Here is a 15,516-nt window from a genome sequence, read left to right as displayed (position 1 = left end):
ATAGTAAAACCAGACTCAGGGTTGGGTCTGGTTTTTACTATGCCATTTTTAAGCTTACCCTCCTCCCTCCCCCGTAATTTAATAAATTTTTAATACCTCCTTAATAGCCTGTTTAGCCTGATTGGCTATGATTATCTTGTCGCCCGTTTCATTGCGAAGCGGCTGCTGATATATGATAATAACAGTATCAACGCTGTATGATAATAAGATTTTTATAAGCAAAAGAATTCCAAAAGAAAGCAGTGGAATCGATGTCCATTAAATTAAGGCTGGTATTATCCAACCTAGCCATGATTCTTGTGCCAATTATTTTTGTTTGCTTATCCGCCGTATTAGTCGCGTTACTGTTCAAAACGGATGTTAAAGAATTACGGGCCATCTACCTCCCTCCGGAGCATTACAAGAAAATATCAGTTAAAAATGAGTTTTTTATTGATTTGCACAAGGAAACCTTGAAAAATCCGGGGCTGTTCATGGATCCATCTTATCTCGAAAATCTTGACAGCCAATTAAATCAAAAGGCCGATACCTCTTTAATTGTAAGAAAAAGCAAGCACATCATCTATTTACCCGAAAAATTAAAAGACTTGGACAAGAGTGAACTGCCGCCATTTGGCCTCTTCCGGGAAATCGAACCGGTTGAGCAGGTAAATCACCAATTCGTTTCGATAAAAAAGCTGGATTTCTATTATCCCGATGGTTCCGAGGGCTCCTTGTTTTTTGTCAAGGACGCAAGCGGCGTGACCAAATTCGTGCGTACCTTCTTCCCGATTTTATTTACCTTATTAATTCTGGTTTTAATCGGCACGAATGGACTACTGACCTATTATGTCTCCAAAAGCATTATCCGCCCAATCCGGGGTCTGCAAAAAGCTGCCCAGCGCATGAAGGAAGGCGACCTCAGCATCCCGATTCCTGTTTACTCCAAGGATGAAATCGGCCAGCTAGCCTTGGGCGTCGAGGAAATGCGGGTCAGGTTAAAGGAATCGATTGAAACACAGCTTGCCTATGAGGAAAACCGCAAAGAGCTGATTGCCAACATTTCTCATGATTTAAGAACACCGATCACGACCATTAAAGGGTACATGGAAGGAATCCGCGACGGAGTTGCTAACAGCCCGGAAAAAATGGACCGTTACATGCAGACGATTCTTTCGAAAGCAAACGAGCTCGACCGGATGATTGAAGAACTCTTTTTGTATTCCAAACTGGATCTGCAGCGTCTCCCTTTTCATTTTGAAAAAATTTACTTCGACCACTATTTGGAAGATTTTGTTGAAGAGCTTCGTTTTGATGTGGAAGGAAAACGGGTTGATATTAAACTAAATATTGAAAAATCTAGGGATTATCAAGTGATTGGAGACCGTGAGAATTTGAAAAGGGTCATCACCAATATTGTCGATAATTCCTTGAAATACATTGATAAACCGGACAAAATGTTGTCCTTTCATTTATCTACAAACGATTCCTATGTTCTTTTTAAAATGACAGATAATGGCCCTGGAATCGCCAAGGAGAGTTTATCCTTAATATTTGACCGTTTTTATCGCGCTGATTCGGCGCGGGGAACGGACAAAGGCGGAAGCGGCCTGGGCCTGTCGATTGCAAAACGAATTATTGAAGAGCACCAGGGGTCCATCTGGGCGGAAAGCCAAGAAGGACATGGAACGACGATACTTTTTACGTTGAAAAAGGCGGGTGTTGAGTAGTGAAACGCATCTTAATTATTGAGGATGATAAAAGTATTGCCGAGCTTGAACGGGATTATTTAGAAATAGAGGGATTCTCGGTTGAAATTGCCTTCACTGGAGATGCCGGACTGAAACAGGCACTGGCGGAGGATTTTGACCTCGTGCTGCTCGACCTGATGCTGCCGGGAGTAGACGGGTTCCAAATTTGCAAGACCATCCGAACCGAGAAAGACATCCCCATCCTGATGGTTTCGGCGAAAAAGGAAGATATCGATAAGATTCGTGGTTTAGGGCTTGGAGCAGACGATTATATCGTCAAGCCATTTAGTCCAAGCGAGCTAGTGGCAAGAGTAAAGGCGCATCTGTCCCGTTACCAGAGACTGATCGGCAAGGTGCCGCAGAATGACAGCATCCTAATCCGCGGCCTTCGCATCGACCAAACGTCGAGAAGGGTATTTATAAACGACGAAGAGATTATTTTTACCACCAAGGAGTTCGATGTATTAACCTTTCTGGCCCTAAATCCAAACCGTGTTTTCAGCAAGGAGCAATTATTTGAACGGGTATGGGGGCTCGATTCCATGGGCGACATTTCCACCGTCACGGTCCATATCCGAAGGATTCGCGAAAAGATTGAAACCGATCCGTCCAACCCGCAATATATTGAGACGGTTTGGGGAGCGGGGTATCGGTTTAAAGGGTAATCATATATAGTATTAATGGCGAACAGACTCCAGCACTGTTCGCCATTTTTTACTTTCACTTACTCCTTTACTCTCTTAATATTTGAAAAAATAGAATCTACCCCAAGTGAAAAATGAAGGAACGGTGCCATCTTTGGAAGGTCAAAATTAAAGGGATAAACCAAGGTATTATGGCAGATATCTGCTTCCGCACGGTGCAATGGCCAGGGGGCATGGTCAATCTCGCCGCAAAAAATGTTCCCTTTTGCATCGACACTGTATAGACAATATCGTTCGGTCAGCCAGTGATCAAGGGTTCCACTTTCCGCAAAATAAACTTCTGATGAAGCGCTAAACTTCCCGTCAAACCTCACTGGAGAAGAAGGGCTTTTCCGATCTTTTCTTACACTATTGTAAGAAAACTCCGCTCTCTTTTCCCAAGCATGAATCTCAGAATAAAAATACGGCAGCCGGTACCACTTCTTTGCAATGGTATAGGTTGCCCAATGCGGTGCATCAAGTGATAAAAAAAAGACGCCGGGCTTTCCTTTATATTTCACATAGGTCCGCACATTGATTTCCGGAAACTTTGCAAATAACGGCTGCCTCGGCAATCCGCGCAGAAAAATCCCATCCATCATAAACACAACGATTCCAATCCAGGCATATCTCTCAAACGTATCGATTTGTAATGCTTTAGGAACAAACGGCCGAATTACATCCACCGGAACGGGCCAATGGGCAAATAATAAATTCCGCCACGATTGCTTCATAATCCAATTTTCTACCATATTTTATCGATCCTTTTTATCAACTTTTTTGCTGATTCGGAATACCTGCTCGTGATGAACCAAAATAATTTCGAACCCAAATCACAATAAGGATAATGACAGGAATCCCAACCAACAGCGGTAAACCAATTAGATACGGCATTTTAAAATAAAAAAAATCCTGATAGGCAGCCTTATTTTTCGTCCCTACAATTGTGTACGTAAAGATTAGAGCAACGACTGGGAAAATCAATGGCTGATACCTTTTAAATTTAAAAATATCGGCTATACCAATCACCGTGACATAAACATAAAGAAATATTTTCACGAAAAACCCAACAGCAAATGTTCCAACCACAATAGAGTCCATTCTCTCAATAATATGACCGACATTAATTTTTTCAACGGTAAGAAGGAGCGGAATTTCAACGTTTTGTGCGTTTACTCCAATTACACTAACATTCAATAGAAAGGTCCAGGAAAGACCTAAACCACTTAGCAAGATAGACAATATACCCGTTCGTTTTACCAATTTGTGCTTATTTAAGTAAGGGAAAATCATCAGAAAAAGAAAGATTTCTCCAAATGGAAAAAAAACAGTTAAGGGGACAGCCTGTTTAAGTACTGGCATCAAGCCAAATTCTAAGACCGGCTGTACATTTTCAATTTTTATAATCCCAGAAGCAATGACTGTTATATTTCCAATAACGCCAAAGGCAACCATTGCGCCAATTAAGATTTCAGCCGTCCTTCCCAATACTTCTATTCCTAAATAACAGCCATAAGAAACTAATAAGAGACTGATAACATTAATTACCGGGACTGGTGTTTCAGATAGAATATAGGTCCCCATTGTGTTTCCTAAATGGCGGACGTTATATGCAGCGACAATGAAAAAATAACAAATATACACTAAGCCAAGAGGCAGCCCGATATATTTACTTAATACCTGCACTAAAACCCCGGTAAAAGGAAGATCCGGATACCGCTTGAATATTTGAAAGTATACAAAGAAAAATAGAATGAGTGCACCAGCCATGCCAAATGTGATTGATATCCAAGCATCTTGTTTCGCTTGCATTCCCATTCTCGTTACAATGCCTGTTCCTAATTGAAATAGAAACATAAGAGAAAACAGCTGCTTTGCATCAATCTTCGCCTTTTCCATTAAATTAATGTCCTTCCCTAAGAAACGAAATGAATATTCATTATTGTGAGCTTGCAGCTGGTAAATTAAACCTACATTTCATTGTTTTATGATGACCCACGTTATATGGAATATGCCAAATATAAGTGGTAATAATAACCTTAAATATAATAGGAATACGAGGGACATGACCTTGAATTTTTTTAAAAGCAAAAATAAAAAATCCATTAAAGACAAATGGAAAGAGATGCAAAAGGAAACAGCGAATCAGCCCGCCACGCAAAGCCAAGCCAAACAAAAAAATGTACCGTTAGAACCTGTATTAACGGATAACATCGAAAGAATTAAAGATTTATTAGGTAACAGCGACGACATTATTATGAGGGAAATCAGAATTGGCAAGGAGGGCAGGATTAAAGCCTGTGTCGTTTTTACTGACGGCTTGATTGATAGTCAATCAGCGCAAAACTTCATAATGGAATCGTTAATGAATGATTTGCGAAAGACAGATATCGAGGATGAAACCCTTAATGGTTTATACCTTTTGCCCTTTTTGAAAGAAAGGGTATTAACAGTCGGAGACATTCAGGATCTAGATGATTTTACAAATCTCCTGGATTCTCTTTTATCCGGTAAAGTGATTCTTTTATTTGATGGGTATTCGAAAGGCTTCTCTGTTGACATGAAAGGCTGGCAGCAGCGGTCGGTGGAGGAACCTACGACTGAGACGACAATCAGGGGTCCTCGTGAAGGATTCACAGAAAATATCCGGGTTAACACTGCCCTGATTAGGAGGAAAATCAAAGATCACAACCTATGGATTGAATCTAGGAAAATTGGAAAAGTATCAAAAACAATCGTCTCCATCATGTATATAAAAGGAATTGCCAGTGAAAAGATTATCGACGAAGTACGCAGCCGGCTCAATCGTATTAAGATTGACAGTATTTTAGAAACAGGCTATATTGAGGAATTAATTCAGGATGGGAGATGGACACCTTTTCCCACCATGTATCATTCGGAACGGCCTGATGCCATCGCTGCCGACCTGTTTGAAGGACGTGTTGCCATTCTGGTTGATGGCACCCCATTTGTTATGACAGTGCCTATCGTGTTTGCACAGTTTTTACAATCACCGGAAGATTATTATAACAGGGCAGATATTACCACCCTTCTTCGTTTCTTGCGTTATATGGGTTTTTTTATTGCCTTGTTAGCACCATCCTTATATATTGCTATTACCACCTTTCATCAGGAAATGCTGCCAACGCAATTACTGATTACCCTTGCCGCCCAGCGGGAGGGTGTTCCATTTCCAGCTTTTATTGAAGCACTTGCAATGGAGGTCAGCTTTGAAATATTACGTGAAGCAGGTTTAAGGATGCCGAAAGCGATTGGCCAAGCGGTGTCCATTGTGGGAACACTTGTTATTGGTTCAGCAGCTGTTGAAGCAGGATTTGTGTCAGCTGCTATGGTGATTGTTGTTGCCATTACAGCTATAGCCAGCTTTATTGTCAGTAATTATGAATTGGCCATTGCCATTAGGATGTTACGCTTTCCCTTTATGGCTATCGCGGCCTCATTTGGTTTATTTGGTATCATTGTCGGATTGATAGCAATGGTTCTTCATATGTGCAGCCTGCGTTCATTTGGCGTGCCTTATATGGCCCCCTTCGGCCCCTTTATCATGGATGACCAAAAGGATGCCATTTTCCGATTGCCAAGATGGGCCATGTCTAAACGGCCCCATTTAATCAGTCAAAACAATATCGTACGCGAAGACACTCCTGCTCCAAAACCACCCCAAAAGGAATGAAAGCTGCCTTTACTCCAAAGGCAGCTTTCTCTTTTCATTCCTTATACATTTCCTTAATCCATTAATCAATAATAATAATAAAGGAAGAGCAAGTCCGTATATAAAAGAGTAAACAGGCCAAATTTCATAGTCAAATTTTGCTGAATGAGTAACATTAGGATGCGAAATAAAGGAAATCATCACCATAATCATCCCTAAAGGAAATGTAAAAGGCTTATAATCTTTTATGTTTAAGGTTTGTACAAAACTGATGAGCGCTGCGTAAAAATAAATGGCCATCTTAAAAAATATCGTTATAAACCACATAATCGCCAATATGGCTTCTATCCGCTGCAAAAAATCCCCTATCTTTATCATCCTTGCTAAATTATAACTAGGATACATCTGTCTTGCACTGGAATCAGGACCTAAAACTAAAATAGTCAATGTAATCAGGATGATTAAACAAATTCCCGCTATACCAATTGCAATAAAAAAAGGTTTTTCAGCTGCTTTTGGCTGCTTCACAGAAATAGGAAAAATCATCAATAACACAATTAACGGAAAAGAGAACACACTTAGAAAAATGATGACAGCACGAATCATTGGCTTTATTCCTGAGTTCAACATAGGTTGGATGTTTTGTAATTTCCATAAATCAGGGGTTAATAATACTGATACTGTTAGTAATACGAATAAAAGAGTAAAAATAGGAAAAAACAGTTCTGCAGTGCGCGCGAGAGTTTCAAGACCAAGACGTATTCCCATTATTAAAATGCACGCGAGTATAATATGGATTACTTCATTTGGTGTATCCCGTAAGATTTGCGTGGTCAAAAAATTCCCAACAAAATACAATAAGTCTGATGCAGCAATATAAGCAAAGAAAGAAAAAGTAAGAGAAATGATCTTACCAAACCATTTACCGAGGACTGTTTCAATGATATCAACTAGAGTCTTCGCGGGGAACATTCTCCCAATTACGATGTATAAAGCCACCACTAAAAAACTAAAGGCAGTACCATATATCGCCGCAACCCAAGCATCTTGTTTTACCTCATTAGCAAGACTTCCGGGTATCACTAAGATGGTAGTACCTACAGAAAATAAAATAACAAAAATGGCAAATTGCCGTCCGCTAATTCTGATATTTTCCATTCACTTTCACCGAACCTATTTCAGCAATCCGTTAATAACATCACTCATTGGCTGTAAAACCATTCTAATCCCATTGAAAGGGTTCGGAATGTTTAAATGCAAGCTTTCTGCTATTCCTAATCCTACAGCCATTCCCATTAGGATCAAAAATGACCATAATTCCTTCGTTAATTTTTTTTTACGCATTTTTGGAACTTCAAAAGCAGTGATGATAATGGCTGCCACTAATGTTACTGCAATACCGAGCATTGGAAGCACTCCCTCTCATTCACTGTTATCCTGTGCATTCTCTACTCTACATTTCGTTATTCATACTCACTCGCCATCCATTCTTTACTTATTGTATACATAATAAACGGCGCGAATCGCATTTGTTGGCTTTTGTTTAAAAAATAAAACATCCTTCCAATTGCCTGCTTAAAAAACCAGATTTTGGAGAGCATATAACTAGCTTACAGCCTTAAAGGAGTAATGGCATGAACCGAAAATTCCTTTTACTTGTTTCCATCTGCTCTCTAATACTTCTCACTTCCTGTTGGAACCGAAGAGAATTAAATCAATTAGGCATTGCGATTGGAATGGGGATTGATATAGCAGATGGTAAATTCCTGGTGACGACACAAGTTGTAAATCCCAGTGAAATTGCTGCATCCATAGGCAGCGGCGGCAATTCTCCTGTGGTTGTTTATCAAGAAAAAGGGGCTACATTATTCGAGGCAATCAGAAGAATGACAACAGAATCACCACGAAAACTATATTTTTCTCATCTTCGTCTACTCGTGTTTGGAGAAGAATTTGCAAAAAAAGGGATTGGTAAATCATTAGACTTTTTAACAAGGGATCCAGAGGTGCGGACTGATTTTTATATTACAATCGCTAAAAACAGCAAGGCAGGCGATGTTTTAAAAGTCTTAACGGCGATAGAAAAAATTCCCGTCCAGCAATTATATGAATCACTTCAAACTTCGGAAAAACAGTGGGCACCAACTCTCCCCATTACATTGGATCAGTTGAATTCAGAATTAATAGATGAAGGAATGGATGCCAAATTAACTGGACTTATAATAAAGGGTCCGCTACAAGCAGGAGAAAGTCTGGACAAATATCAGCAATCTCAACCAGAAACCTACCTACAATATGATGAGGTTGGCGTATTTAAAAAGGATAAATTACTAGGATGGTTAACCACTGACGAAAGCAAAGGCCTCAACTACGCTTTAGGGAATGTAAAAAGTACCATCATAACCATACCCTGCCCTGAAAAAGGTCTTACCAGCATTAAGCTGATTCACACAAAAACAGAGTTAAAAACAAAGGTTTCAGGCGGTAAACCAAAAGGAAACATAAAAGTTACGGCAACGGCAAAGCTGGGAGATGTATACTGCAAGACACTCGATTTAAGCAAACCGGAAACGATCAGCTGGTTAGAACGAAAAGCAGAGAAAAAAATGAAAGACAACATTCTTAAGGCTCTACATGCTTCGCAAAAGAAATATCAGCTCGATCCATTTGGTTTCGGTGAGGCCGCGCGCCGTGATAACCCGGATTATTGGCATTCGGTCAAGAAGGACTGGCAGCAAATCTTTGAAAAAATGCCGGTAAACGTGGAAGTTACTGTAAAAATACATGATGTAGGAATGATTAAGAACTCTCCTTTAAATTTCATGAAGGATTAATCACATTGGAGGAATGAGATGGAACGAAAAACCCTTATACTCATACTTTTAAGTTCCTTCCTCCTTTCTGGCTGCTGGAACAAACGTGAATTAAATGAACTATCCATTTTACTTGGATTGGGGGTTGATAAAGAGCAGGACCAATATGTTGTGACTGCCCAAGTAGTCAATCCAAGTGAAATTGCCTCAAAGAAAGGCGGCAGCGGCAAAGCACCAGTGGTCGTTTATCAAAGCAAAGGAGACACATTATTAGAAGCAGCAAGGAAAGTGACCACAGCTGCCCCAAGAAAGCTTTATTTTGCTCACCTGCGAATCCTTATCTTCGGAGAGAAATTGGCAAAGGAAGGAATAGGTGGAATCATTGACGGTCTTTTAAGGGAACCGGAAGTACGCAATGATTTCTACATAACAGTAGCCAAGAATGCGAAAGCAGCAGATGTTTTAAAAGTATTAACTCCGTTAGAAAAAATTCCAGCTAATAATTTGTTTAATTCCCTCGAGGCATCAGCGAAATCTTGGGCGCCAACCGAAGGTGTTACATTAACTACACTTGCTAATAACATGGCGAGTGATGGGATTAGTCCTATTTTAACCGGTGTTGAAATACGAGGAAATGTAAATGAAGGGGCAAATCTTAAGAATACTGAACGGACGAAACCGAAAACAACCTTGGATTATAAAGGAACGGCGATTTTTAAACAGGATAAGCTGATTGGATGGTTAAATGAAAGTGAAAGCAGGGATGTTCATTATGCCTTAGGAAAAGTGAAGAGCAGTGTAGGATATGTAAAATGCCCGCACGGTGGAAAAGCCGTCATTGAGGTAATGGGAATAAAAACTAAACTAGCTGCAAAAATGATGAACAGGAAGCCTCAAGGGTCGGTGAGGATTAAAGTGCGGGGAAATGTCGGAGAAGTGGAATGCAAAGGATTGGATTTAACAAACCCTAACTCTATATCTTATTTAGAAAAAGCATCAGAAATTGCTCTTAAAGAAAAAGTGAAATTAACGATAGAGCATGTTCAAAAAAATTATAAAATTGATATTTTTGGTTTCGGGGAAGCACTTTATCGCTCAGAACCCGATGCGTGGAAGAAATATAAAAAGGATTGGGACCAGACATTTTCTGAAATGCCGGTTACCGTTATGGTTGATGTGTCCATCCGGCAAACTGGCACTATCAGCAATTCGCCTCTTAATAATATGAAATAGGTCTTAAAGGATGTTACCCCTTTGAGAAAAGTGAGGAACATACATGCTTGAAAAGGGTAAAATATCACCTCATCAATTTACCATAATGATTGCTTTATTTATAGTCGGCGGCAGTGTTTTGTATGTCCCATCAGGACTTATCCATACTGCAAAACAAGATGCCTGGTTAGCTAGTATTCTTGTGATTGGGTTCGCAATATTACTGGTATTTATGTTCAATGCACTGGGAAGCAGTTTTCCAAATATGGACTTTGCTCAATATTGCGAAAAAGTATTAGGAAAATGGCTTGGAAAATTCGTTTCCCTTTTATATTTCTTTTATTTTTTCCTTAGTACTGCTACTTTTGTACGGCAGTTCGGTGATTTTGTAATTATCCAGCTTCTCCGAGAGACACCTATTCTGGCAGTGCATATTCTGCTCATAGTTATTATGACCATGGCTGTCCGTTACGGACTGGAGCCCTTTTCTCGTGCAATAGAAATTTTCTTTCCGTTTATTCTTTTACTTTTTGTTATATTTATCATTTCAATAATGCCAATGATTCATTTTCATAACGCCCTTCCGATATTAGACAATGGAATAAAACCAGTATTGGGAGCAGCTGTGAAATCTCTTGGAACCCCTTATTTGCAATTGGTGTTATTTTTGTTTGTCTTCCCCGCTGTTAACCGGACAAAACCCGCTAAAAAGTCATTCTTGCTTGGGACAGTAATGGGGGGATGCGTGTTAGCGCTTGTCACTTTAATGAGCATTTTGTGCTTTGGGGCCCTTTTTTCTGAAAATCAGCAATTTATTACCTATGTCCTGGCACTCAACATTAATATCGGCGGCTTTTGGCAGCGCATTGAAGCGATTATGGCATTCATCTGGTTCATTACCATTTATATTAAGATCACCCTTTATTTCTATGGATCGGTTATATGCATGGGGCAAATTTTAAAACTAAAGGAATATAAATCTTTAACCTTTCCTCTAGGGTTCATCACGCTATTTCTCTCTCTTATTATCAATAAAAATATTGTTGAATCCGACCAACAAGCAGAATGGTGGACAGCTTTTTCCCTTCCTTTTGGACTTTTTTTCCCTTTATTGTTACTCGTAGTAAGTAGATTTAGAAAAAAAGCTTGAGGCAGCAAGAGGCACCTAATCCAAATTCGGTTTAGGTGCCCTTTCTTTTTCCGATTATAACGCTCCTGCCAGTCCTCCGTCGATATTCACCGCTACCCCAGAAACATAAGAGGCGGCATCTGAGACAAGGAAGGCAATCACTTTCGCTGCTTCTTCCGTATTTCCGATGCGTCCAAGTGGAATTTGCCGGTCTTTTCTTGAAAACTCTTCCCATGACAGGTCTGGGGCTTGATTTTTCCACATTTTCTCGATTTGTTCACTGCGAATCAGACCAATACAAACAGTATTGACACGGATATTGTCCTTGCCTAAGTCTTTGCTCATTGCCTTTGTTAGAGCCTGCCCTGCTGCCCTGCTGACCGATGTTGGCAGCGAAGAAGCAGGAGGCGTTTTCCCAGAGATGGCCGTCACATTGACGATTGCTCCGCCTCCTGCCTGCCGCATATAAGGTACAGCATAACGAGAACAATGAATCGCCCCGAATAGTTTTAAATCTAGATCCTGCCTCCAAAGCTCCGTTTCCACTTTTTCGAATGAGTGGGCTTGCGACGTACCGGCATTGTTCACCAAAATGTCCAGCCGCCCATATTTTTCTGCAGCTGCTTGGACTACTTTCTGACAATCCTCTTCCTTCGTAACATCCGCCACAACGTACAGTACTTCTTTTCCGGTTTTATCAAAAATAAGCGCAGCCGCCTCTTGTAGACGGTCCTCGTTTCTGGCACAAATCGTTACTTCTGCGCCTTCTCCCACTAAATAAAGGGCCGTTTCCAATCCAATCCCTTTGCTTGCCCCCGTAATGATGGCGGATTTCCCTTTTAAACCTAATTCCATGATAGCAATCCCCTTTCTCATCCACTTTTTTTCCTTCCCCTTAATGATACAGAAAAAATGAATAAGTTGGTAATTTCGGGACTCTATGCTCCTACAACGGTATTTGTCGAACTGAAGCTGATATATCAAAGCCGTTTTTTGCATAAATATATACCCATTACCATTTTCCTGTAGAAAGGGGGAATTTTTTTGATGGATGTCTGCATTTCTTGCGGAATGGAATTATCAATCATGGAGCGCAACAGGGCCGAATGCTGGGAGTGCAGGGATAAAAAGACGACTGAGGTTTACGCCGAAGAGGAAGATTAGTTGTGCAGTCATGTGACTAAGCCTAAAGACTCGCAGCCAAAAAACAAGAGACACCTAACCAATTCGGCAGGTGTCTCTTACTGTTTATCCAGCGTTTAATTTCATTTTTTCTAAGATTGCTGAAAAGTAGTTCCGGACCGTTCCCTTTTTGTTTGATGGCTGATTTGAGGTGTCTGTGATTGGACTATTTTCCGGCCATTTTGACTCATCTTTTTCGTGCCTGCAATCGGGTTCATTCTTTAGTTCGTGAGCGTAAATCCGCTCTCCTTTCATGATGCTGCGAATCGATTCGGCCAGCTCCTCACTCGGGCTATCCATTAATAAATAGCCTTTTACATCCGCCTTTAGGGCACGTTGCCAATAACCTGCTCTTGCAAAAGTTGTTAAAATAATCACCTTGCTGCCCATCGCCATTATCGCTTCTGCAGCGTCAAGACCGCTCTTTCCGGTCATTTCTACATCCATAATACAAATATCCGGCTTTAAGCGGTGCACAAGTGTCAGCGCCTCTTCCCCATTGCTGGTCTGCCCTGCCACTTGCATATCCTCTTCCATGTTAAGCAGGGAACCAATGACCCCAAACAGACTTTCCTGATCCCCTAAGATGACAATTCGAATCATATCAGTTCTCTCCTTATCGGGATTAAAACATAGACTCCCCGTAAAAGTTTGGGGAGTCAGTGTTTGATCATATTAAACTTCAGGTTTGGTCTGTATAGAAACCCTGCTTTTCGCTGCTGATTTAATGTCTTTAAAGCTTACAAAATCCTTCTTTTCCTCATCCCATAGACGGAACTTTAATGACTTTAAGCTTGTAGCCAGCGTAATGGTTGGAACATTTTGCAGCGGAAGCGTATTATTGTGCGCCTCTTCCAATTTATAGTTTGGTACCCTTGGGTTTAAATGGTGGACGTGATGGAAACCGATATTCCCTGTCAGCCATTGCAAAAGCTTTGGCAGTTTATAGTACGAACTTCCTTCCACTGCTGCCCTTACATACTCCCAGTCCTTATCTTCTTCAAAATAAGAATCCTCGAACGTATGCTGGATGTAGAACAGCCAAATGCCTGCTGCTCCGGCAATCATGAAAATCGTACCTTGTACAATTAAGAATGCCTGCCACCCAATCGCCCAGCAAAGCAGCCCTGCTAACGCCAGGATCAGAACATTCGTCAGATAGGTGTTATTGCGTTCCTTTTGTTTGGCGCCTTTATGGTTAAATCTATTTTTTAACAGGAATTGATAAATTGGCCCTAATCCAAACAAAACGATTGGATTGCGATATAAACGATAGCCTAAACGAAGTCTGAACGATGCTGCCTTATATTCTTCTACTGTCAGCGTCCAAATATCACCTGTCCCCCGCTTGTCGAGGTTGCCGCTTGTTGCGTGGTGAATGGCATGATCATGCCCCCATTGGTCAAACGGAAACAACGTCAAAACCCCCATAAATGTCCCCACAACTCGATTAGCACGTCGGCTTTTCAAGAAAGAATAATGGGTGCAATCATGAAAAATAATGAACATTCTGACCAAAAATCCTGCCGCCAGAATAGCTGGTATCAGTGTCAGCCAATAGGAGACGGACAAGCTTTGATAAGCAAGGAACCATAATATTAGAAATGGCACGACCGTATTAATTATTTGCATTACACTTTGCTTTATAGTGGTTTGTTCAAATGATGCAACTTGTTTTCGTAATTGTTTCGTACTCTCTAAGGTCATTTTTCAATTTCCCTTCTTTGTATGTCGTTAAACTAAGTATAGGAGATTGAAAATAATCTTGTTAGTAGCATGTGTCATGGACTAGACATGACAAATGTCATGAAAAGGCGAAATTTCTGGCTAAACATGTAGAAAAATCCGCCTTTTATTTAATATATTTTTTAAAAATCAATGTTGCATTATGGCCGCCGAATCCGAAGGAATTGGATAGGACGACTTGAACATCCTTCTTTTTCGCTGTATTTGGAACGTAATCTAAATCCAGACCTTCATCTGGTGTTTCGTAATTAATGGTTGGCGGAATGATCCCTTCCTTGATGGAAAGCAGTGAAAAAATAGCCTCAATCGCACCCGTTGCCCCGAGCATATGTCCGGTCATCGATTTAGTCGAGCTTACAGATAAGCTGTTGGCATGGCCGCCAAACACTTCTTTGATGGCCATCGTTTCATACAAGTCATTATAATAAGTAGACGTGCCGTGGGCATTGATATAGTCCACTTGTTCAGGTGAAACTCCAGCGTCCTCCAAGGCTGCTTTCATCGCACGCTGGGCGCCCTCTCCGTCTGGTGCCGGTGTTGTGATATGATGGGCGTCACCTGAAGCCCCGTACCCGACAATCTCACCATAGATGCGGGCACCGCGGGCTAGTGCATGTTCCAATTCTTCCAATATCACGATACCGGCGCCTTCTCCGATCACAAAGCCATCACGATTCTTATCGAAAGGTCGGCTTGCTGTATTCGGATCTGGATTTTTCGAAAGGGCGGTCATATTAGAGAATCCGGCAACCGTCATTTCTGTGATGGTGGCTTCCGTCCCTCCGGCGACCATCATTTCGGCATCGCCTTTTTGAATCACGCGGAAAGCATCGCCGATGGAATTAGCACCGGATGCACATGCCGTAACAGAGCAATTGTTCATTCCCTTGGCACCAAGTTCAATGGAGACTTGGCCGGCTGCCATGTCCGGAATAAACATTGGAATCGTAAACGGATTAACCCTTCTTTGGCCTTTTTCAATAAATTTCTTATGCTGTTCCTCAAATTCGCCCAGCCCGCCAATGCCTGAACCAATCCATACTCCGACCCGTTCCGGATAAATATCTGTACCAATCTGAATGCCGGCATCCGCTGCCGCCATTTTACTTGCAGCAATCGCGAATTGACTGTAACGCCCCATTCTCCTCGCTTCTTTTTTATCCATATAGTTTTCTGGTGCGAAGTCTTTTACTTCCGCTGCGATTTTGACATCTACTTTATCTGTATCAAACAGGGTGGCCGGACCGATGCCTGAAATGCCGTTTTTAATATTATCCCATGACGTCAGGGCGTCATTACCGAGAGGGGTAACCGCACCAATACCCGTAATCACTACTCTTCTTTTCAA

At 41.1% G+C, this 15,516-nt stretch carries 14 protein-coding genes; 6 read left to right on the top strand and 8 right to left on the bottom strand.

All coding sequences use genetic code 11. From position 1 onward, the window contains the following. Positions 1 to 251 precede the first annotated feature (251 nt). Together ACNQGS_RS22555 and ACNQGS_RS22550 are read left to right on the top strand one after the other, a co-directional pair. Complete coding sequence (locus ACNQGS_RS22555) at positions 252 to 1,709, top strand: sensor histidine kinase (protein WP_491489294.1); 1,458 nt, start codon at positions 252 to 254, stop codon at positions 1,707 to 1,709. Continuing rightward, positions 1,709 to 2,395, top strand: coding sequence for a response regulator transcription factor (locus tag ACNQGS_RS22550; protein ID WP_491489293.1), 687 nt, complete (start codon positions 1,709 to 1,711; stop codon positions 2,393 to 2,395). Before ACNQGS_RS22555 ends, ACNQGS_RS22550 begins: the two co-directional genes overlap by 1 nt. A gap of 59 nt (positions 2,396 to 2,454) precedes the next feature. Here ACNQGS_RS22550 and ACNQGS_RS22545 read toward each other — a convergent pair whose 3' ends face one another. Next, positions 2,455 to 3,165: a YqjF family protein gene (locus tag ACNQGS_RS22545; RefSeq protein WP_491489292.1), complete on the bottom strand. Its 711-nt coding sequence runs from the start codon at positions 3,163 to 3,165 to the stop codon at positions 2,455 to 2,457. 19 nt (positions 3,166 to 3,184) lie between these two features. Next, on the bottom strand, positions 3,185 to 4,312 hold the full coding sequence (locus tag ACNQGS_RS22540; RefSeq protein ID WP_491489291.1) for a GerAB/ArcD/ProY family transporter: 1,128 nt from the start codon (positions 4,310 to 4,312) through the stop codon (positions 3,185 to 3,187). A 226-nt stretch (positions 4,313 to 4,538) separates the two neighbouring features. On the opposite strand from ACNQGS_RS22540, the gene ACNQGS_RS22535 reads away from it, so the two are divergent. Next, on the top strand, positions 4,539 to 6,107 hold the full coding sequence (locus ACNQGS_RS22535) for a spore germination protein (RefSeq protein ID WP_491489312.1): 1,569 nt from the start codon (positions 4,539 to 4,541) through the stop codon (positions 6,105 to 6,107). Between the two features lie 9 nt (positions 6,108 to 6,116). Here ACNQGS_RS22535 and ACNQGS_RS22530 read toward each other — a convergent pair whose 3' ends face one another. Both ACNQGS_RS22530 and ACNQGS_RS22525 read right to left on the bottom strand, forming a co-directional pair. After that, a complete protein-coding gene (locus tag ACNQGS_RS22530; protein ID WP_491489290.1) occupies positions 6,117 to 7,244 on the bottom strand; it encodes a GerAB/ArcD/ProY family transporter in 1,128 nt (375 codons plus the stop codon). A 15-nt stretch (positions 7,245 to 7,259) separates the two neighbouring features. After that, entirely contained in the window at positions 7,260 to 7,493 is a 234-nt protein-coding gene (locus ACNQGS_RS22525) for a hypothetical protein (RefSeq protein ID WP_491489289.1), read from the bottom strand. A gap of 227 nt (positions 7,494 to 7,720) precedes the next feature. Between ACNQGS_RS22525 and ACNQGS_RS22520 the strand changes: the two genes are divergently transcribed. From ACNQGS_RS22520 to ACNQGS_RS22510, 3 genes are read left to right on the top strand one after another with little or no spacing between them, the layout of a single operon-like run. Further along, positions 7,721 to 8,920, top strand: coding sequence for a Ger(x)C family spore germination protein (locus tag ACNQGS_RS22520; protein WP_491489288.1), 1,200 nt, complete (start codon positions 7,721 to 7,723; stop codon positions 8,918 to 8,920). Between the two features lie 18 nt (positions 8,921 to 8,938). Then, positions 8,939 to 10,132: a Ger(x)C family spore germination protein gene (locus ACNQGS_RS22515; protein WP_491489287.1), complete on the top strand. Its 1,194-nt coding sequence runs from the start codon at positions 8,939 to 8,941 to the stop codon at positions 10,130 to 10,132. Between the two features lie 43 nt (positions 10,133 to 10,175). After that, positions 10,176 to 11,261, top strand: coding sequence for a GerAB/ArcD/ProY family transporter (locus ACNQGS_RS22510; protein ID WP_491489286.1), 1,086 nt, complete (start codon positions 10,176 to 10,178; stop codon positions 11,259 to 11,261). 54 nt (positions 11,262 to 11,315) lie between these two features. On the opposite strand, the gene ACNQGS_RS22505 is transcribed toward ACNQGS_RS22510, so the two are convergent. The 4 genes from ACNQGS_RS22505 to fabF form a co-directional block, all read right to left on the bottom strand. After that, positions 11,316 to 12,095 (bottom strand): SDR family NAD(P)-dependent oxidoreductase, encoded by a 780-nt coding sequence (locus ACNQGS_RS22505; protein ID WP_491489285.1) that lies wholly within the window; start codon positions 12,093 to 12,095, stop codon positions 11,316 to 11,318. 393 nt (positions 12,096 to 12,488) lie between these two features. Next, positions 12,489 to 13,025 carry a response regulator gene (locus tag ACNQGS_RS22500; RefSeq protein ID WP_491489284.1) on the bottom strand — a complete coding sequence of 179 codons (537 nt, stop codon included), beginning with the start codon at positions 13,023 to 13,025 and terminating at the stop codon, positions 12,489 to 12,491. Between the two features lie 72 nt (positions 13,026 to 13,097). Then, positions 13,098 to 14,129, bottom strand: coding sequence for a Delta(5) desaturase DesA (gene desA / locus ACNQGS_RS22495; protein ID WP_491489283.1), 1,032 nt, complete (start codon positions 14,127 to 14,129; stop codon positions 13,098 to 13,100). 145 nt (positions 14,130 to 14,274) lie between these two features. Beyond that, positions 14,275 to 15,516, bottom strand: coding sequence for a beta-ketoacyl-ACP synthase II (gene fabF / locus ACNQGS_RS22490; protein WP_491489282.1), 1,242 nt, complete (start codon positions 15,514 to 15,516; stop codon positions 14,275 to 14,277).

This window comes from Neobacillus sp. PVCKKU3, assembly GCF_058323225.1.
This window is presented reverse-complemented; position numbering and strand designations above follow the sequence as displayed.

Coding starts and splice junctions, on each gene's coding strand:
- ACNQGS_RS22540 (WP_491489291.1), bottom strand. CDS start 4,312: ATGGAAAAGGCGAAGATTGATGCAAAGCAGCTGTTTTCTCTTATGTTT.
- ACNQGS_RS22530 (WP_491489290.1), bottom strand. CDS start 7,244: ATGGAAAATATCAGAATTAGCGGACGGCAATTTGCCATTTTTGTTATT.
- ACNQGS_RS22545 (WP_491489292.1), bottom strand. CDS start 3,165: ATGGTAGAAAATTGGATTATGAAGCAATCGTGGCGGAATTTATTATTT.
- ACNQGS_RS22555 (WP_491489294.1), top strand. CDS start 252: ATGTCCATTAAATTAAGGCTGGTATTATCCAACCTAGCCATGATTCTT.
- desA (WP_491489283.1), bottom strand. CDS start 14,129: ATGACCTTAGAGAGTACGAAACAATTACGAAAACAAGTTGCATCATTT.
- ACNQGS_RS22520 (WP_491489288.1), top strand. CDS start 7,721: ATGAACCGAAAATTCCTTTTACTTGTTTCCATCTGCTCTCTAATACTT.
- ACNQGS_RS22505 (WP_491489285.1), bottom strand. CDS start 12,095: ATGGAATTAGGTTTAAAAGGGAAATCCGCCATCATTACGGGGGCAAGC.
- ACNQGS_RS22500 (WP_491489284.1), bottom strand. CDS start 13,025: ATGATTCGAATTGTCATCTTAGGGGATCAGGAAAGTCTGTTTGGGGTC.
- ACNQGS_RS22510 (WP_491489286.1), top strand. CDS start 10,176: ATGCTTGAAAAGGGTAAAATATCACCTCATCAATTTACCATAATGATT.
- ACNQGS_RS22535 (WP_491489312.1), top strand. CDS start 4,539: ATGCAAAAGGAAACAGCGAATCAGCCCGCCACGCAAAGCCAAGCCAAA.
- ACNQGS_RS22525 (WP_491489289.1), bottom strand. CDS start 7,493: ATGCTCGGTATTGCAGTAACATTAGTGGCAGCCATTATCATCACTGCT.
- ACNQGS_RS22515 (WP_491489287.1), top strand. CDS start 8,939: ATGGAACGAAAAACCCTTATACTCATACTTTTAAGTTCCTTCCTCCTT.